Raw genomic sequence first — 18,608 nt, forward strand, 5'->3', positions numbered from 1 at the left:
GAAAAAAGGCACGTCGTCTGACGTGCCTTTTTTATTTGTACTACCCTGTACGATTACTGTTCGCTTTCATCAGTATAGCGTTTTGCTTTGTAAGCCGGGTGCATCAGATTCTGTACGGAGAAAATATCGTCTAGTTCCGCTTCAGTCAACAGACCGCGTTCCAGAACGACTTCACGTACACTCTTACCGGTTTCGGCACAGATTTTACCCACGATGTCACCGTTGTGGTGGCCGATGAACGGGTTCAGGTAAGTGACGATACCGATAGAGTTGTAAACGTAACCTTCGCACACTTCTTTGTTAGCAGTGATGCCGTTAACGCATTTTTCCAGCAGGTTGTAGCAAGCGTTGGTCAGAATATGAACTGATTCAAACATAGCCTGGCCAATGACCGGCTCCATAACGTTCAGCTGCAGCTGACCTGCTTCTGCTGCCATGGTAACAGTGGTGTCGTTACCGATGACTTTGAAGCATACCTGGTTAACCACTTCCGGAACAACCGGGTTTACTTTAGCTGGCATGATGGAAGAGCCCGCCTGCAGTTCCGGCAGGTTGATCTCGTTCAGGCCGGCACGTGGGCCAGAAGAGAGCAAGCGCAGGTCGTTACAGATTTTGGACATCTTCACAGCCAGGCGTTTCAGCGCACCGTGAACCATAACGTAAGCGCCGCAGTCAGAGGTCGCTTCGATCAGGTCTTCAGCCGGAACGCATGGGAAGCCAGTGACTTCAGCCAGTTTTTTCACTGCCAGCGGAGAGTACTCTTTCGGCGTGTTCAGGCCTGTACCGATTGCCGTTGCGCCGAGGTTAACTTCCAGCAGTAGTTCAGCGGTACGTTGGATGTTTTTCACTTCTTCTTTCAGCAGAATGCTGAAAGCGCGGAATTCCTGACCAAGGGTCATCGGTACTGCGTCCTGCAGCTGGGTACGACCCATTTTCAGGATGTCCTGGAATTCGACAGCTTTACGTTCAAAGCCTTCGCGCAGTTGGTTAATCGCATCTACCAGTTTAATCAGGGAAGAGTAAACCGCGATACGGAAACCGGTCGGGTAGGCGTCGTTAGTGGACTGACATTTGTTAACATGGTCGTTCGGGTTCAGGTACTGATATTCACCTTTCTGGTGACCCATCAGTTCCAGACCGATATTGGCCAGCACTTCGTTGGTGTTCATGTTTACGGAAGTACCTGCGCCGCCCTGGTAGACGTCTACCGGGAACTGATCCATGCATTTTCCGTTATTCAGGACTTCATCACATGCGGCAATGATTGCATTCGCTACACTTTTAGGAATGGTTTGCAGCTCTTTGTTTGCCATAGCTGCGGCTTTTTTAACCATTACCATACCGCGAACAAATTCAGGAATATCGCTGATTTTGCTGTTGCTGATATAGAAGTTTTCAATCGCTCTCAGAGTGTGAACACCATAGTAGGCATCAGCTGGAACTTCCCTGGTACCCAACAGATCTTCTTCGATACGAATGTTGTTTGACATGTGAACCTTCTTTTTCAAGCTGCCAATGATTTGCTTTAAACACACAGAATATATGTGGTTTCGAATGTTTTTCGACCGACGATTATCCCCTGCATCGGACGAATACCCAGGATCATATGCTGCTTGAGGATTTCTACCGTAATCTGGATCACTTTAAGTGTCGGTTTTTACCCCTTAATTATTAATTTGTGAAATAGATCACCGCTTTGGGATTACTACCAAAAATAGTTGCGCAAACATCTTGAAATTTTGCTAATGACCACAATATAAGCTGAACGCGATTCGCAACCCATTAAGGCGCCCGGATTTAACCGGTTGCTATTACAGGAGAAACCTTTGCGCTGGTTACCTTTTATTGCCATTTTCCTTTATGTCTATATTGAGATTTCAATTTTTATTCAGGTTGCCCATGTCCTGGGGGTATTGCTGACCCTCGTACTGGTTATATTCACGTCGGTTATCGGTATGTCACTGGTACGTAATCAGGGCTTTAAGAATTTTGTGCTGATGCAACAAAAAATGGCGGCGGGTGAAAACCCTGCGGCGGAGATGATTAAAAGTGTTTCGCTGATCATTGCCGGTTTGCTGCTTTTATTACCGGGCTTTTTCACCGATTTCCTCGGTCTTCTTCTTTTATTACCGCCGGTGCAAAAGCATCTGACAGTGAAGCTGATGCCGCATTTGCGTTTCTCCCGGATGCCGGGCGGCGGTTTTAGCGCCGGAACCGGTGGCGGTAATACTTTTGATGGTGAGTATCAGCGAAAAGATGATGACCGCGACCGCCTTGATCATAAAAACGATCGCCAGGATTAATGTCAAAACGCCGGATTATGTGGTTATGCCATTTTCCGGCGTTTTTCGTTTTGGCAGAAACAGCCATAACCCCGCCAGCATGATTAGCGCATAGAGACTTTTCCAGCCGACCATTGCCAGTAACAGAACGCATAACAGCCCGCCAACCACCGCCAGTACGCGATAACGTCCTTGTAATAATTTACAGCCTGCCAACATGCACAATAGGTAAATCATAATAAAGATGCCGTTGGCATAAATAATGAGTGCGTCCAGATTGATCTCTAAAGCATGAATCACCAACGTACTCACCACGCAACAGCCGAGCACGGCATTAAGGGCATTGTGCGGTATATGGCGAGAAGAGAGGCGTGCCAGGTAGTGGTCAGGATTATGTTGCGCCTGCGACCAGACCAGGCGGGCGAAGCTCTGTATATAAATGTTGAGACTGGCAAAGCAGGCCAGATAGCCAATTACGCAGGCAATCCATAACGCTCCTACACCGAACAACTGCACTACAATTTTGGGAAGCGATGCTGCCGCCGCCATTTGTTCACCATAGGCGTCGAAGTGTAAGACGACTACCGTACAGCCCCAGTAGACTAATCCTGCCAGCAGCAGACCAATCATCAAAGCACGAGGAAAATCACGCTCTGGATTTTTAAATTCCGAGGCAAGATGGGCAAATGCCTCCAGACCGACAAAGCACCAGAACATCACCGATAACGCAGCAAATAACCCGGAAAGTTCGATATCACCTGGCGCGGGGAAGGGGATGTTCGCAGGTTTGATATCGCCCGCCCACCAGATGGCGACAATCAGTGCGACGATAAGCCCGGCAATGACCGTTTGTAGATTAGCACTGGAACTGACACCGCGAGTACCGATATACCACACTAGCGCCAGCGTACCGAGTTCTGCCAACAACAGTTGCCAGCTATGCCAGCCAAACATCGCCTGGCCGAATCCGGCGGCAATTTGTAGCGCGGCGGGCAAACCTACGGGAATGACTGATAAAAACAGCCAGCCGGTGACTCTCTCAAGCCGCGAGCCGAACGCCATACCGACGAAGTGCGCAACACCGCCCGCGCTGGGATAGTGGCGACCCAGAATCGCAAACACAATTGCAATCGGGAACACTAAGATAATCAAAACAGGCCACGCCCAGAGGCTGTTATTGCCCGCTACCAGTGCAGCTAACGCAGGAACGGCAAACACGCCAGTGCCTAATAATGACGTCGATAGCAGGCCGATACCCTGGGCCAGCCCCAATTCTTGTTTGAGTCCACTCATGGGTTGATGTCCGATTGCGCCCAAATATTGGGCAACTGCGCAGGATTTCGATGGTAGCACAATCAGATTCGCTTATGACGGCGATGTCGAAATTGCGATGAAACGTGAGGTGAATCAGGATTTTTACCCGATTTTGTGCTGATCAGAATTTTTTTTCTTTTTCCCCCTTGAAGGGGCGAAGCCTCATCCCCATTTCTCTGGTCACCAGCCGGGAAACCACGTAAGCTCCGGCGTCACCCATAACAGATACGGACTTTCTCAAAGGAGAGTTATCAATGAATATTCGTCCATTGCATGATCGCGTGATCGTCAAGCGTAAAGAAGTTGAAACTAAATCTGCTGGCGGCATCGTTCTGACCGGCTCTGCAGCGGCTAAATCTACCCGTGGCGAAGTGCTGGCTGTCGGCAATGGCCGTATCCTTGAAAATGGCGAAGTGAAGCCGCTGGACGTGAAAGTTGGCGACATCGTTATTTTCAACGATGGCTACGGTGTGAAATCTGAGAAGATCGACAATGAAGAAGTGTTGATCATGTCCGAAAGCGACATTCTGGCAATTGTTGAAGCGTAATCCGCGCACGACACTGAACATACGAATTTAAGGAATAAAGATAATGGCAGCTAAAGACGTAAAATTCGGTAACGACGCTCGTGTGAAAATGCTGCGCGGCGTAAACGTACTGGCAGATGCAGTGAAAGTTACCCTCGGTCCGAAAGGCCGTAACGTAGTTCTGGATAAATCTTTCGGTGCACCGACCATCACCAAAGATGGTGTTTCCGTTGCTCGTGAAATCGAACTGGAAGACAAGTTCGAAAACATGGGTGCGCAGATGGTGAAAGAAGTTGCCTCCAAAGCTAACGACGCTGCAGGCGACGGCACCACCACCGCAACCGTACTGGCTCAGGCTATCATCACTGAAGGTCTGAAAGCTGTTGCTGCGGGCATGAACCCGATGGATCTGAAACGTGGTATCGACAAAGCCGTTACCGCTGCAGTTGAAGAACTGAAAACGCTGTCCGTACCGTGCTCTGACTCTAAAGCTATTGCTCAGGTTGGTACTATCTCCGCTAACTCCGACGAAACTGTAGGTAAATTGATCGCTGAAGCGATGGACAAAGTCGGTAAAGAAGGCGTTATCACCGTTGAAGATGGTACTGGTCTGCAGGACGAACTGGACGTGGTTGAAGGTATGCAGTTCGACCGTGGCTACCTGTCTCCTTACTTCATCAACAAGCCGGAAACTGGCGCAGTAGAACTGGAAAGCCCGTTCATCCTGCTGGCTGACAAGAAAATCTCCAACATCCGCGAAATGCTGCCAGTTCTGGAAGCTGTTGCAAAAGCAGGCAAACCGCTGCTGATCATCGCTGAAGATGTTGAAGGTGAAGCACTGGCAACTCTGGTTGTTAACACCATGCGCGGCATCGTGAAAGTCGCTGCGGTTAAAGCACCGGGCTTCGGCGATCGTCGTAAAGCAATGCTGCAGGATATCGCAACCCTGACCGGCGGTACTGTAATCTCTGAAGAGATCGGTATGGAGCTGGAAAAAGCGACCCTGGAAGACCTGGGTCAGGCTAAACGTGTTGTTATTAACAAAGACACCACCACCATCATTGATGGCGTGGGTGAAGAAGCTGCAATCCAGGGCCGTGTTGCTCAGATCCGTCAGCAGATTGAAGAAGCAACTTCTGATTACGACCGTGAAAAACTGCAGGAGCGCGTAGCGAAACTGGCAGGCGGCGTTGCAGTTATCAAAGTAGGTGCTGCTACCGAAGTTGAAATGAAAGAGAAAAAAGCACGCGTTGAAGACGCCCTGCACGCGACCCGTGCTGCGGTAGAAGAAGGCGTGGTTGCTGGTGGCGGCGTTGCGCTGATCCGCGTAGCGTCTAAACTGGCTGACCTGCGTGGTCAGAACGAAGACCAGAACGTGGGTATCAAAGTTGCACTGCGTGCAATGGAAGCTCCGCTGCGTCAGATCGTCCTGAACTGCGGCGAAGAACCGTCTGTTGTTGCTAACACCGTTAAAGGTGGCGACGGCAACTACGGTTACAACGCAGCAACCGAAGAATACGGCAACATGATCGACATGGGTATCCTGGATCCAACCAAAGTTACCCGTTCTGCTCTGCAGTACGCAGCTTCTGTGGCTGGCCTGATGATCACCACCGAGTGCATGGTTACCGACCTGCCGAAAAACGATGCAGCTGACTTAGGCGCTGCTGGCGGTATGGGCGGTATGGGTGGCATGGGCGGCATGATGTAATTGCCCTGCACCTTGCAGAAATAAAGAAACCCTCAGGCAGAAATGTCTGGGGGTTTTTCTTTTGGTCATCTTTCTAGTATAAGATTCAGACACGGACGACACGAGTTGCGTCCAGCTCATTGATTATGGGGAATAACATGCACGTAAAATACTTAGCAGGGATTGTCGGTGCCGCGCTACTGATGGCGGGTTGTAGCTCCAGTAACGAATTGAGTGCTGCCGGTCAGAGTGTGCGCATTGTTGACGAGCAACCAGGTGCAGAGTGCCAACTGATTGGTACTGCGACAGGTAAGCAAAGTAACTGGCTTTCCGGGCAACATGGTGAAGAAGGCGGTTCTATGCGCGGCGCAGCAAACGATCTGCGCAACCAGGCGGCTGCAATGGGCGGTAACGTGATTTATGGCATCAGCAGCCCGTCGCAGGGAATGTTGTCCAGTTTTGTCCCGACGGATAGCCAGATTATCGGTCAGGTTTATAAGTGCCCGAACTGATGTGATCCAGAGGCTGGATGACAAACGTGTAATTGCCTGATGCGCTTCGCTTATCAGGCCTACATCGGGCATTGCAACTGATTGAATGCTCGAGAATTTGTAGGCCAGATAAGGCGTTTACGCCGCATCCGGCATGATCAACGATCACGTTATCAGTAATTTCAGGCTGGATGGCTCCAGCCTCGCATTCAAAAAGATGAGATTATTTCGCCTGTGGCGCGGCCTTGCTGATGGACTGAACTCGTAAGTGATGTATTGCGCGTAAGCATTGATCCTGAGTCAGTGGTTGGGCGTTATTTGCTGCTACTGTACGAACGTAGACCTGAGATGGCACACCCGCGAGTTTTTTCAGCCGTGGGCTGAAATCAAGCATCCGGCGTGTGATAGCCTCAATTTCTTTACCCGCTGTCGCTTCACGCGTTTTCACCACCGCGCCGCTAAATTGTTCTTTACCACTTTCATCTTTAAAGCGATAAAGCACCGCCAGATAATGGCTAAACAGATTATGTTTCCATTCCGGCTGAGAATAGGTGTCATATTCCAGATTGCCATTGTCCTGGCAGTCGACGTCATATAACGGCAGGAAATCTAATAGCGATGTAATACGCAATGCCAGTTCACGCATTTCAGCATTATTAATTGCATGAATGATTGCTCGCGCCAGCATTTCAATCTGCAACTCATTGACAATTAATTCACATTTGCTGCCATCATGCAGAGTTAATGTGAATGTGAGATTTTCGCCCTGGTTATCGGTAAGTTCCAGAGTGTTGACCCGGCGATTAATATCGGCATTTTTAAGCTCATCAACCAGAATTTCTGGGATATTCTCTGCCATTTTCTTCATGACTTTATCGCGAGCCTGCTCATACTGAATACGTGTATCAGCATCCAGTTTATGCTTTTGATGCAGACGACTTTCCAGCGCAATCAGCAGGTCTCGCAGTTCCATGACAGACATAAAGAATAACGACTCTTTATTGCGAGGCTCTTTAATTTTCAGTGCCAGTGCAATGAAATTATTACTTTTGCGAATAACACCGGTATTAACACCCTTGATGCTTATGGCCATGTAGGTTCTCCCTAACCATTTCTCAATAAAATAATTAATTTTAATTAATAAGCCAGATAAATGAGCTTGGTAGTAATAGTTGTTAAAATAACATAAATAGCCGTGCTCACTCTATATAAACAGAAAAGAAAGGTTAATTATTGGTGTTGGCTATATAAAAAGTAAAAATAGCAACGTAAATGAATAATTAAAGGTTATGCAACGGGCAAAGATTAAACTTCTCTGTTTAGTGACCTGTCTCTGTTCTCGTGTTCGTTGCTCTTGGCGGATGCGGCGTAAATGCCTTATCCCGCCTACAGCTCATTGAGTTTCAATGCACGATGTAGGCCTGACAAGCGAAGCGCATCAGGCAATTTTCTGTTTAACTTCCCTGTTAATCAGTTACTGCTGGCGTAGCTGGAGATCCAGAGGCGTTTTGCTGGGTTCACCGCCAATCTCGCGCGCCAGTTTCGGCACCAGATATCCCGACACCAGTGTCAGTAACTCACGCATAATCTGCCGTGCTTCATCATCACTCACCATAAAATGCGCCGCGCCCTGCACTTTATCGAGCACATGCAGGTAATAGGGCATCACGCCCGCATCGAACAACGCATTACTCAGGTTTGCCAGCGTTTGCGCGTTATCATTCACGCCACGTAACAAAACGCTCTGGTTCAGCAAAGTAACGCCCACGCGGCGCAACTTAGCCATTGCCTGACGGAATGTTTCATCTACCTCATTGGCATGGTTGATGTGATTCACCAGCAAGATTTGCAACGTAGAACGGGCAAAGCGTTCAGCCAGCGACTCTGTGATGCGCGCCGGGATCACAATCGGCAGACGGCTGTGAATCCGCAGACGTTTGATATGCGGGATCGCCTCCAGTTGCGTCAGCAGCCAGTCCAGCTCGTGATCTTTCGCCATCAGCGGATCGCCGCCGGAGAAAATAATCTCGTCCAGTTCCGGATGCGCCGCAACATACTCAAGCGCCGCCTGCCAGTTACGCTTGTTGCCCTGATTTTCGGCATACGGGAAGTGGCGACGGAAACAGTAGCGACAATTTACCGCGCAGCCGCCTTTAACCAACAGTAGCGCCCGGTTGTGATATTTATGCAACAAACCAGGCACTACGCTGTGCTGTTCTTCCAGCGGATCGGTGGAGAATCCGGGCGCGACGACAAACTCATCTTGCGAGGTAAGTACCTGACGCAAAAGTGGATCGTCAGGATTGCCTTTCTCCATGCGATCGATAAATGAGCGGGGCACGCGCAGTGCAAACAGCTTTTTGGCGCTGCGTCCGGCCAACAGTTTTTCGTCCGCGTCTATATTCAAAAGACGCAGAAGTTCATCAGGATCGGTCACAACATCGGCAAGTTGCGTTAACCAATCTTCTCTGGATGGGGTATTTAGGGTTACAATATGCGCCATTTTGTGGCTTAGCTACCAATTAACAAATTTCAGAGGGCCTTATGGCAACGTACTATAGCAACGATTTTCGTGCTGGTCTTAAAATCATGTTAGACGGCGAACCTTACGCGGTTGAAGCGAGTGAATTCGTAAAACCGGGTAAAGGCCAGGCATTTGCTCGCGTTAAACTGCGTCGTCTGCTGACTGGTACTCGCGTAGAAAAAACTTTCAAATCTACTGATTCCGCTGAAGGCGCTGATGTTGTCGATATGAACCTGACTTACCTGTACAACGACGGTGAGTTCTGGCACTTCATGAACAACGAAACCTTCGAGCAGCTGTCTGCTGATGCAAAAGCAATTGGCGACAACGCTAAATGGCTGCTGGATCAGGCTGAGTGCATTGTAACTCTGTGGAATGGTCAGCCGATCTCCGTTACTCCGCCGAACTTCGTTGAACTGGAAATCGTTGATACCGATCCGGGTCTGAAAGGCGATACCGCAGGTACTGGCGGCAAACCGGCTACCCTGTCTACTGGCGCTGTGGTTAAAGTTCCGCTGTTCGTACAGATCGGCGAAGTCATCAAAGTGGATACCCGCTCTGGTGAATACGTCTCTCGCGTGAAGTAATGCGGTTGTGGTGCGGCCTGCTGGCTGCACCATCACTTATTCAGGTCAGAGATGATGAAACGCCTTATCGTTCTGGTTTTGCTTGCCAGCACGCTGCTTACGGGCTGTAACACCGCTCGGGGGTTCGGCGAAGACATCAAACATCTTGGTAATTCCATCTCCCGCGCTGCCAGCTAATTTATTCTTCACTTCCGAAAAATCATCAGATTTCCGTCATTTTTGGTGATGTTGTCTATTATTAATTTGCTATAGGCAAACACAAATAACATTACCTAAAAGGAAGACGTTATGGTTAAGAAGACAATTGCAGCGATCTTTTCTGTTCTGGTGCTTTCAACTGTATTAACCGCCTGCAATACCACGCGCGGCGTTGGTGAAGACATTTCTGATGGCGGTAACGCGATTTCTGGCGCAGCGACGAAAGCGCAGCAATAAGCAATAACGGTACGGCAGATTTGTCGTGCCGTTTGTTTTTCTCGGCGGTAATCACTGTCGTAACCGTTGAAATTTCCTCTTAAATCGGCAAAATACCTCCTTCACCATCAGCTTTGCAGGACGACCTGCAAACGCTTCTTTTCACCGGGGACGGCCCCAAATCTTCGGAGCCTGATATGTCCTGGATAATCTTAGTTATTGCTGGTCTGCTGGAAGTGGTATGGGCGGTTGGCCTGAAATATACGCACGGCTTTAGTCGCCTGACACCAAGCGTTATTACCGTGACGGCGATGGTTGTTAGTATGGCGCTACTTGCCTGGGCGATGAAATCGTTACCAGTAGGGACGGCTTATGCCGTGTGGACGGGTATTGGCGCAGTCGGCGCGGCCATCACCGGCATTGTACTGCTCGGTGAGTCCGCTAACCCGATGCGCCTGGCGAGTCTGGCGTTAATCGTATTGGGGATTATTGGTCTGAAACTCAGCACTCACTAACTACCGGGCTGCTGTACCCAAATAAATTTACTGACATCAAACCCTTCCCGGGTCGCGACTGCCAGCATCTCCTGTTTCACTTCGTCAGAAATGGTTGGCGTGCGGGAGAGTATCCACAGGTAATCGCGATCCGGGCCGCAAACCAGCGCATGGCGGTACTCCCGATCTAGCGCAATGACGTTATAGCCGCCATAGAAAGGGCCAAAGAACGACACTTTCAGCGCGGCGCGATGCGGGTCTCCCGTAAAGTACGCTTTTCCTTCGCTTTGCTGCCACATCTCTCTGTCCGGATTATAACCCTTGTTGATGACATTCAGGCCGCCGTCATCCCGCAGGCTATACGTCGCAGTCACTTTCTCCAGCCCGCGTTCAAAACGGTGATCAAAACGGGCAATCTCATACCACGAACCCAAATAGCGTTTGGTATCGAAATTATTTACCACAGTAACGCCACGAGGCGGTGTGGGAGAACTACAGGCAACGACCAGAAATGCCGCTGTCGCTGCGGCAACGAGAGGGAGCAGGCGCATAAATGTTTCCTTACTGGTTTTTTTCTAAGTGTAGATGACAGAAAGGAAATGCGGATAAAAGGTCCGAAAATTCGGACCATCTGCGTTGTTATTGCAAAGCGTTGAGAATCTGCCAGGCGGCAGCGACTCTCGCTGGATTGGGATAGTTTTTGTTAGCCAGCATCACAATCCCCAGCTCTTTCTCTGGAATAAATGCGATGTAGCTACCAAATCCGCCGGTCGCGCCTGTTTTATGTACCCATGATGCTCGTACCGCAGGGGCGGGGGGCGTAATCGCTTTTACTGGTCGTGCTGCCAGCGCAATTTTACTGTCGCTGCCATTAATGATGCTGTCTGGATCTACCGGCCAGTCGAGTATTTCCCAGCCCAGACCTTGATACATGTCGCCAGTTTGCCAGTAGCGTGACTGCGCCAGCTGGATACCTTGCTGAAGTGTTTTGTCGTTGATATCACGGGGATTCATATTGCTCTGCGCCCAGCGAGCCATATCCTCAATGGTTGATTTCACACCGTAAGCTTCAGCATCTAACGCCCCTGGCGAAACATGCACGGCCTTGCCTTCACGATATCCCCAGGCGTAATTCTTTTCTTCTGCGGGCGGCACATTAATCCACGTATGGGTGAGTTTGAGTGGCTGGAAAACACGAGTTTGCATCGCCTGTTCAAAGCCCAAACCGGATGGTTTCACTGCCAGCGCACCGAACAAACCGATACTGGAGTTGGCATACAGACGCTGTGTTCCTGGTGCCCAGGTGGGCTGCCAGTTTTGATAGAAACGTAGCAAGTCGCCTGAGGACTTCACTTCATCGGGCACCTGTAACGGCAGCCCGCCAGCGGTGTAGGTTGCAAGATGTAATAGCGTGATTCCGTTCCACTGTTTAGCAGTAAGTTCAGGCCAGTATTTTGTCGCGGGATCGCTTAGGTTGATTTCCCCTCGTGCAATAGCGTCGCCACCGAGCACACCCGTAAATGTTTTGCTGACCGAACCTAACTCAAACAACGTTTGCTGTGTGACGGGCTGCTTTTTTGCTACGTCCGCATAGCCCCAGGTAAAGTAATAAGGTTTACCCTGATAAATCACCGCCACCGCCATGCCAGGGATTTTGTGTTGCTCTATAAGCGGAGTCATTGTGCGATGCACAATATCGTTGAGCTGTTGGGGGGCGGAGAGAGCGGAGCAAGAGGCGGTAATTAATAAGGCGCAGAGCGTCGTTTTGAACATAGGGTCTGGTTTCCATACAAAACGACCCGCCATAGGCGGGCCGGATTTACATTGGTGATGCGTTAGATTGTAACGATACCAATCAGCGTGACAACTGTCAGGATAGCAGCCAGACCGTAGAAAACCCATTTGCCCGCAGGCACGTGGATTTTCAGATCGTGCATCGCGTGATGCATACGGTGTAAACCACACCACAGCGGCAGGACGATCATCAGGAACAGGAATACGCGACCAATGAAGCTCTGTGCAAACGCCAGAATGCGCTCATAGCTCAGTGCATCGCCCGGAAACAGGCCCAGTGGTAGCAGAATGCCAACCAGCAGGATCATCACCGGCGCAATGATGGCGCTCCACATACCACCGGCCCCGAAGAGGCCCCAGAATACCGGTTCGTCAGAACGCTTTGGATTTGGATTAATCATCTCAGGCTCCTTACCAGTACAGGGCAACAAACAGGATTACGATGGTGGCAACCACAGTTACCGCCCAGAGACTTTTGATAATTGGCTCTGGTCCCATTTTTTCGTCTTTTACAATGATATTGGCCGCTTTCGGTGCCAGCTCAAACCAGGTTTTGGTGTGCAGCAGGGCTGCCGCCAGAGTAATCAGGTTGATGATCACGATAACCGGGTTTTGTAAAAAGTCGACGAATCCCGCCCAGGCTTCCGGGCCATTTTTCAGGGCAAACAGCCCGAAAATCAGTTCAATGCTGAACCACACAGCCGGAACCGCCGTGCCTTCGCGCAGCATGTAAAAGCGATAAAACGGCAACTTCTTCCACCAGGTGGACGTCATTGGCCGTACATACGGTTTACGTTTAGTCGTCATGTTGCACTCCTTAGCGTGGTTTCAGGGTCGCGATAAGAAAGTCTTTCGAACTTTCTACTTTGCCCTGCTGAATGGCCGCAGCCGGATCGACGTGTTTCGGGCAGACTTCGGAGCAGTAGCCCACGAAAGTACAGCTCCATACGCCGTTCTGGCTGTTTAACTGCGCCATACGCTCCTTCTTACCGTGGTCGCGGCTATCTTCGTTATAACGATGCGCCAGCGTAATGGCTGCCGGACCAATGAACTCTGGGTTCAGGCCAAACTGCGGGCACGCGGCGTAGCACAGACCACAGTTGATGCAACCGGAGAACTGGTGATATTTCGCCATCTGCGCCGGGGTCTGGATGTTAGTACCCTGATCCGCAGTGCGGGAGTTGCCGATGATGTACGGTTTGATCGCTTCCAGACTTTCGATGAAGTGGGTCATATCGACGACCAGATCGCGTTCGATCGGGAAGTTAGCTAACGCTTCAACCTTCATACCGTCGGTGTAGTCACGCAGGAAGGTTTTACATGCCAGTTTCGGTACGTTGTTAACCATCATGCCGCAGGAACCACAAATCGCCATACGGCAGGACCAGCGGTAGCTCAGGTCTGGTGCCAGGTTGTCTTTGATATAGCCCAGCGCATCCAGTAATGAGGTGGTTGCGTCATAAGGCACTTCGTAGAATGCGCTATGCGGTGCGGTATCGACTTCCGGGTTATAGCGCACCACCTCGATTTTCAGGTTCTTCATCTCAGCCATTCGCCTTCTCCTTCTTATTGGCTGCTTCCGCCTTATCGGCTGCATCCGCTTCGCCACCGTAAACGCGTTTAGCTGGCGGCAGCGTAGTAATCTTCACGTCGCTGTACTCCAGGCGGGTAGTGCCATCAGCATCGCGGAAGGCGAGGGTGTGTTTGAGGAAGTTGACGTCGTCACGCTCGGTGCAACCTTCGTCCAGACGCTGGTGTGCGCCGCGAGATTCTTTACGTGCCATTGCGGAGTGCGCCATACATTCAGCAACGTTCAGACCGTGACCCAGTTCAATGGTGTAGAGCAGGTCGGTGTTGAACACGCTGGAGGTATCGGTGATGCGCACGCGCTTGAAGCGTTCCTGCAGCTCCGCCAGTTTGTCGATGGTTTTCTGCATCAGTTCCGGTGTACGGTAGATACCGCAACCTTCTTCCATGGACTGACCCATTTCGTCGCGGATCTTCGCCCAGTTTTCGCCGCCATCCTGGTTAACCAGATCTTTCAGACGCTGCTCAACGCCAGCAACCTGGGCATTGATTGCCGCATCGTTGCCATTACCGGCGGTAGATGCGCGTTCCATAGCTTGCTCACCCGCCAGACGACCGAAGACCACCAGTTCTGCCAGCGAGTTGGAGCCCAGACGGTTTGCACCGTGCAGACCAACAGAAGAACATTCGCCAACGGCAAACAGACCTTTAATACGGGTTTCGCAGTTCTGATCGGTTTCGATACCGCCCATGGTGTAGTGCGCGGTCGGACGTACCGGAATCGGTTCTTTAACCGGATCGACGCCAACGTACGCTTTCGCCAGTTCACAGATGAACGGCAGACGTTCGTGCAGTTTTTTCTCGCCCAGATGACGCAGGTCGAGATAAACCACATCGCCACGTGGCGTGGAAATGGTGTTACCTTTACGCCATTCGTGCCAGAAGGCCTGAGAAACTTTGTCGCGCGGACCCAGTTCCATATATTTGTTTTTCGGCTCGCCCAGCGGCGTTTCCGGGCCCATACCGTAGTCTTGCAGATAACGGTAGCCGTTTTTATTGACCAGAATACCGCCTTCACCACGGCAACCTTCGGTCATCAGGATACCGGAACCTGGCAGGCCGGTCGGGTGATATTGAACGAATTCCATATCACGCAGCGGAACGCCATGGCTCAGCGCCATACCCATACCGTCACCAGTTACGATACCGCCATTGGTGTTGTAGCGATATACACGACCCGCACCGCCGGTTGCCATGACTACCGCATTAGCGCGGATCTGTACCAACGTACCTTCCATCATGTTCATGGCTACCAGGCCGCGAACATGACCATCATCGACCAGAATATCCAGCACGAAGTGTTCGTCAAAACGCTGGATCTGCGGGAATTGCAGAGAGGTCTGGAACAGTGTGTGCAGCATATGGAAGCCGGTCTTATCGGCGGCGAACCAGGTACGCTCGATTTTCATGCCGCCGAAGCGACGTACGTTGACGCTACCATCCGGGCGACGGCTCCATGGGCATCCCCACAGTTCCAGTTGGGTCATTTCGGTTGGGCAGTGGTGGACGAAATAATCCACGACATCCTGCTCACACAACCAGTCGCCACCCGCTACTGTATCGTGAAAGTGATATTCGAAGCTGTCATGATCCTGCGCGACAGCGGCGGAGCCCCCTTCAGCGGCAACAGTATGGCTGCGCATCGGGTATACTTTTGAGATTAGTGCGATTTTTGCATTTGGATTTGCCTGCGCGGCAGCAATTGCAGCACGTAATCCCGCGCCACCGGCACCTACAATGGCAAGATCGGCTTGAAAGGTTTGCACGACATTCCTCCAGATTGTTTTTATCCCGCAGCACCGTACTTCAGGGTAAGTATCTGAAAGTTACGGCCTGCGAACGCTATTCCACTGCTCCTTTATAGGTACAACAGTATAGTCTGATGGATAAGTCTGAAATTTGACGAGATCGATTTTTTTAGCGTGCCAGGGGGCTAAATTATCACTGAAGATGATTAATTTAATTACTAAACCATCATATTGCGGTTTTTTTAGTCGCCGTCCACCGTTGATTGATTCCTGCGTAAAATTTGTCTCGCCGCCGCGTTGCGAGTAGACTTCGTGCCCTTGTTAAAAACTGGAGATTTTACTATGAGCGAAACGGCATCCTGGCAGCCGAGCGCGTCTATTCCTAACTTATTAAAACGTGCGGCGATTATGGCGGAGATCCGTCGTTTCTTTGCCGATCGTGGAGTGCTGGAGGTGGAGACGCCTTGTATGAGCCAGGCAACGGTAACCGATATTCATCTGGTCCCGTTTGAGACACGTTTCGTTGGCCCCGGACATTCGCAGGGGATGAATCTCTGGTTAATGACCAGTCCGGAATACCACATGAAACGCCTGTTGGTGGCCGGTTGTGGTCCGGTATTCCAGCTGTGCCGCAGCTTCCGTAATGAAGAGATGGGGCGTTATCACAACCCTGAGTTTACTATGCTGGAGTGGTATCGACCGCACTATGATATGTACCGGTTGATGAACGAGGTGGACGATCTTCTGCAACAGGTGCTGGACTGCCCGGCAGCAGAAAGCCTCTCTTATCAGCAAGCCTTCTTGCGTTATCTGGAAATTGATCCGCTCTCTGCTGATAAAACGCAGTTGCGGGAAGTGGCGGCAAAGCTGGATCTCAGCAACGTTGCAGATACCGAAGAAGACCGCGACACGCTGCTGCAACTGTTGTTTACCTTTGGCGTGGAACCGAACATTGGTAAAGAGAAACCAACTTTTGTGTACCATTTTCCAGCCACTCAGGCATCACTGGCACAAATCAGTACCGAGGATCATCGGGTCGCAGAACGCTTCGAGGTCTACTACAAAGGTATTGAGCTGGCGAATGGTTTCCATGAATTGACGGATGCCCGTGAACAGCAACAACGCTTTGAACAGGATAACCGTAAACGTGCGGCACGTGGTTTACCGCAGCATCCTATCGACCATAACCTGATCGAAGCTCTTGAAGTTGGTATGCCCGACTGTTCCGGCGTGGCGTTAGGTGTTGACCGCCTGGTGATGTTAGCACTGGGCGCGGAGACACTGGCAGAAGTGATCGCCTTTAGTGTTGACCGGGCATAATTCTGAAAAATTGGCTAAAATCCAACACAGAATGGCGTAGCTGGCGCCATTCTGTAGCATATGTTTTCATTTTTCCGTTAAAGCGCACAATTTAAGACTGGATGTTTGCTATCATCCAGGTATCAATTCTGTTTTAGTTTTATTGTTGCCCACCAATCGGTGGGTAGTGCAGTTAGTTGGCGCGTTTAATATGCGCGCTGAAATGAAGGATGATTTCATGCCTCACACGATAAAAAAGATGAGTCTAATTGGACTCATACTGATGATCTTTACTTCAGTATTCGGTTTTGCAAATAGCCCTTCGGCTTATTATTTAATGGGATATAGCGCGATTCCGTGGTATATATTTTCTGCATTATTATTCTTTATTCCATTCGCCTTAATGATGGCTGAAATGGGGGCTGCCTATCGCAAAGAAGAAGGCGGTATCTATTCCTGGATGAATAATAGCGTTGGGCCACGTTTTGCTTTCATCGGCACATTTATGTGGTTTTCCTCTTATATCATTTGGATGGTGAGTACCTCCGCTAAAGTCTGGGTGCCGTTTTCTACTTTCCTCTATGGTAGCGATATGACCCAGCACTGGCGCATTGCTGGGCTTGAGCCTACGCAGGTGGTTGGGCTGCTGGCTGTAGCATGGATGATTCTGGTTACCGTCGTTGCCTCGAAAGGGATTAATAAAATTGCCCGTATTACTGCGGTGGGCGGTATTGCAGTAATGTGTCTTAATTTAGTATTGTTGTTAGTAAGCATTACTATTTTGTTATTAAATGGTGGGCATTTCGCGCAGGATATTAATTTCCTGGCATCACCGAATCCGGGATATCAGTCCGGTCTGGCGATGTTATCTTTTGTCGTATTTGCCATTTTTGCTTATGGCGGAATTGAGGCTGTAGGTGGGCTGGTAGATAAAACGGAAAACCCAGAAAAGAACTTTGCTAAAGGTATTGTTTTTGCCGCTATTGTTATTTCAATCGGTTATTCGTTAGCAATATTCTTATGGGGCGTCAGCACTAACTGGCAGCAGGTATTAAGTAATGGTTCTGTTAACCTTGGTAATATTACTTATGTGCTGATGAAGAGCCAGGGGATGTCTCTGGGTAATGCACTGCATTTATCACCTGAAGCGTCATTGTCGCTGGGCGTATGGTTTGCGCGTATTACCGGACTTTCCATGTTCCTCGCCTACACCGGTGCGTTCTTTACGCTTTGCTACTCACCACTGAAAGCGATTATTCAAGGGACGCCGAAAGCCTTGTGGCCGGAGCCGATGACGCGCCTGAACGCCATGGGGATGCCATCCATTGCTATGTGGATGCAGTGTGGGTTGGTTACTGTCTTCATCCTGCTGGTTTCCTTTGGCGGTGGCACCGCATCGGCGTTCTTTAACAAGCTGACGCTGATGGCGAACGTTTCCATGACCATTCCATATCTGTTCCTCGCGCTGGCTTTCCCGTTCTTTAAAGCGCGTCAGGATCTCGACAGACCGTTTGTGATTTTCAAAACGCATATGTCGGCAATGATCGCGACTGTGGTTGTTGTACTGGTGGTGACATTTGCGAACGTCTTCACCATCATTCAGCCTGTGGTTGAAGCCGGAGACTGGGACAGCACATTGTGGATGATTGGCGGGCCTGTCTTCTTCTCGCTGTTAGCGATGGCGATTTACCAGAACTATTGCAGCCGCATGGCGAATCAGCCTCAGTTAACTTTAGATTGATTATCTGCAATAACAACTCATCGCCAGTCCGGCGATGAGTTGTCACGAAGAAATGCGTTATGGATGATACTCTCCGGAGCCGGAGATAACTGAAGATGAAGTTAAGCTGCTAAATT

Annotated in this window: 20 protein-coding genes; 10 read left to right on the plus strand and 10 right to left on the minus strand. The window is 50.2% G+C overall.

Annotated features, from left to right (window positions below; genetic code table 11):
* Nucleotides 1-53: 53 nt before the first annotated feature.
* Nucleotides 54-1,490: an aspartate ammonia-lyase gene (gene aspA, locus LG381_RS06445; RefSeq protein ID WP_010344893.1), complete on the minus strand. Its 1,437-nt coding sequence runs from the start codon at nt 1,488-1,490 to the stop codon at nt 54-56.
* A 336-nt stretch (nt 1,491-1,826) separates the two neighbouring features.
* Here aspA and LG381_RS06450 point away from each other — a divergent pair, with 336 nt between their 5' ends.
* Nucleotides 1,827-2,303, plus strand: coding sequence for an FxsA family protein (locus tag LG381_RS06450; RefSeq protein WP_001267446.1), 477 nt, complete (start codon nt 1,827-1,829; stop codon nt 2,301-2,303).
* Between the two features lie 15 nt (nt 2,304-2,318).
* Here the strand turns inward: LG381_RS06450 and yjeH are convergent, their stop codons facing one another.
* Nucleotides 2,319-3,575, minus strand: a complete 1,257-nt coding sequence (yjeH, locus tag LG381_RS06455; protein WP_225762159.1) for an L-methionine/branched-chain amino acid transporter — start codon at nt 3,573-3,575, stop codon at nt 2,319-2,321.
* Nucleotides 3,576-3,850: 275 nt separating this feature from the next.
* Between yjeH and LG381_RS06460 the strand changes: the two genes are divergently transcribed.
* From LG381_RS06460 to LG381_RS06470, 3 genes are all read left to right on the plus strand, one after another.
* Complete coding sequence (locus LG381_RS06460) at nt 3,851-4,144, plus strand: co-chaperone GroES (RefSeq protein ID WP_001026276.1); 294 nt, start codon at nt 3,851-3,853, stop codon at nt 4,142-4,144.
* Nucleotides 4,145-4,187: 43 nt separating this feature from the next.
* Nucleotides 4,188-5,834, plus strand: a complete 1,647-nt coding sequence (groL, locus tag LG381_RS06465) for a chaperonin GroEL (protein WP_000729121.1) — start codon at nt 4,188-4,190, stop codon at nt 5,832-5,834.
* Between the two features lie 137 nt (nt 5,835-5,971).
* A complete protein-coding gene (locus tag LG381_RS06470; RefSeq protein ID WP_000558209.1) occupies nt 5,972-6,325 on the plus strand; it encodes a DUF4156 domain-containing protein in 354 nt (117 codons plus the stop codon).
* Nucleotides 6,326-6,527: 202 nt separating this feature from the next.
* On the opposite strand, the gene LG381_RS06475 is transcribed toward LG381_RS06470, so the two are convergent.
* Together LG381_RS06475 and epmB are read right to left on the minus strand one after the other, a co-directional pair.
* A complete protein-coding gene (locus tag LG381_RS06475) occupies nt 6,528-7,397 on the minus strand; it encodes a YjeJ family protein (protein WP_001008064.1) in 870 nt (289 codons plus the stop codon).
* A gap of 381 nt (nt 7,398-7,778) precedes the next feature.
* Entirely contained in the window at nt 7,779-8,807 is a 1,029-nt protein-coding gene (gene epmB / locus LG381_RS06480) for an EF-P beta-lysylation protein EpmB (protein WP_000940512.1), read from the minus strand.
* 41 nt (nt 8,808-8,848) lie between these two features.
* Between epmB and efp the strand changes: the two genes are divergently transcribed.
* The 4 genes from efp (at nt 8,849) to sugE (ending at nt 10,344) form a co-directional block, all read left to right on the plus strand.
* Nucleotides 8,849-9,415 carry an elongation factor P gene (gene efp / locus LG381_RS06485; RefSeq protein ID WP_000257278.1) on the plus strand — a complete coding sequence of 189 codons (567 nt, stop codon included), beginning with the start codon at nt 8,849-8,851 and terminating at the stop codon, nt 9,413-9,415.
* A gap of 51 nt (nt 9,416-9,466) precedes the next feature.
* Nucleotides 9,467-9,592: a lipoprotein antitoxin entericidin A gene (ecnA, locus tag LG381_RS06490; RefSeq protein ID WP_000977757.1), complete on the plus strand. Its 126-nt coding sequence runs from the start codon at nt 9,467-9,469 to the stop codon at nt 9,590-9,592.
* 111 nt (nt 9,593-9,703) lie between these two features.
* Entirely contained in the window at nt 9,704-9,850 is a 147-nt protein-coding gene (gene ecnB / locus LG381_RS06495) for a lipoprotein toxin entericidin B (RefSeq protein ID WP_000239596.1), read from the plus strand.
* A gap of 176 nt (nt 9,851-10,026) precedes the next feature.
* The gene (gene sugE, locus LG381_RS06500; RefSeq protein WP_000118487.1) at nt 10,027-10,344 is read left to right on the plus strand and encodes a quaternary ammonium compound efflux SMR transporter SugE; all 318 of its coding nucleotides are present in this window, start codon (nt 10,027-10,029) and stop codon (nt 10,342-10,344) included.
* Here sugE and blc read toward each other — a convergent pair.
* From blc to frdA, 6 genes are all read right to left on the minus strand, one after another.
* Nucleotides 10,341-10,874: a lipocalin Blc gene (gene blc, locus LG381_RS06505; protein WP_225762160.1), complete on the minus strand. Its 534-nt coding sequence runs from the start codon at nt 10,872-10,874 to the stop codon at nt 10,341-10,343. The two genes, sugE and blc, sit on opposite strands and share 4 nt — an antisense overlap.
* 88 nt (nt 10,875-10,962) lie before the next feature.
* Nucleotides 10,963-12,096 carry a BlaEC family class C beta-lactamase gene (locus tag LG381_RS06510; RefSeq protein WP_225762161.1) on the minus strand — a complete coding sequence of 378 codons (1,134 nt, stop codon included), beginning with the start codon at nt 12,094-12,096 and terminating at the stop codon, nt 10,963-10,965.
* Nucleotides 12,097-12,158: 62 nt separating this feature from the next.
* Entirely contained in the window at nt 12,159-12,518 is a 360-nt protein-coding gene (gene frdD, locus LG381_RS06515) for a fumarate reductase subunit FrdD (RefSeq protein ID WP_010344911.1), read from the minus strand.
* Between the two features lie 10 nt (nt 12,519-12,528).
* Nucleotides 12,529-12,924 (minus strand): fumarate reductase subunit FrdC, encoded by a 396-nt coding sequence (frdC, locus tag LG381_RS06520; RefSeq protein WP_000208757.1) that lies wholly within the window; start codon nt 12,922-12,924, stop codon nt 12,529-12,531.
* Nucleotides 12,925-12,934: 10 nt separating this feature from the next.
* Nucleotides 12,935-13,669, minus strand: coding sequence for a fumarate reductase iron-sulfur protein (frdB, locus tag LG381_RS06525; RefSeq protein ID WP_000829498.1), 735 nt, complete (start codon nt 13,667-13,669; stop codon nt 12,935-12,937).
* The gene (frdA, locus tag LG381_RS06530) at nt 13,662-15,470 is read right to left on the minus strand and encodes a fumarate reductase (quinol) flavoprotein subunit (protein ID WP_001192969.1); all 1,809 of its coding nucleotides are present in this window, start codon (nt 15,468-15,470) and stop codon (nt 13,662-13,664) included. Before frdA ends, frdB begins: the two co-directional genes overlap by 8 nt.
* A gap of 324 nt (nt 15,471-15,794) precedes the next feature.
* On the opposite strand from frdA, the gene epmA reads away from it, so the two are divergent.
* Both epmA and yjeM read left to right on the plus strand, forming a co-directional pair.
* On the plus strand, nt 15,795-16,772 hold the full coding sequence (gene epmA, locus LG381_RS06535) for an elongation factor P--(R)-beta-lysine ligase (protein ID WP_000004775.1): 978 nt from the start codon (nt 15,795-15,797) through the stop codon (nt 16,770-16,772).
* 217 nt (nt 16,773-16,989) lie between these two features.
* Nucleotides 16,990-18,492, plus strand: a complete 1,503-nt coding sequence (gene yjeM, locus LG381_RS06540) for a glutamate/gamma-aminobutyrate family transporter YjeM (protein ID WP_225762162.1) — start codon at nt 16,990-16,992, stop codon at nt 18,490-18,492.
* The last annotated feature ends 116 nt before the right edge of the window (nt 18,493-18,608 follow it).

This window comes from Escherichia sp. Marseille-Q3837, from assembly GCF_916618735.1.
Taxonomy (GTDB): Bacteria; Pseudomonadota; Gammaproteobacteria; order Enterobacterales; family Enterobacteriaceae; genus Escherichia; species Escherichia ruysiae.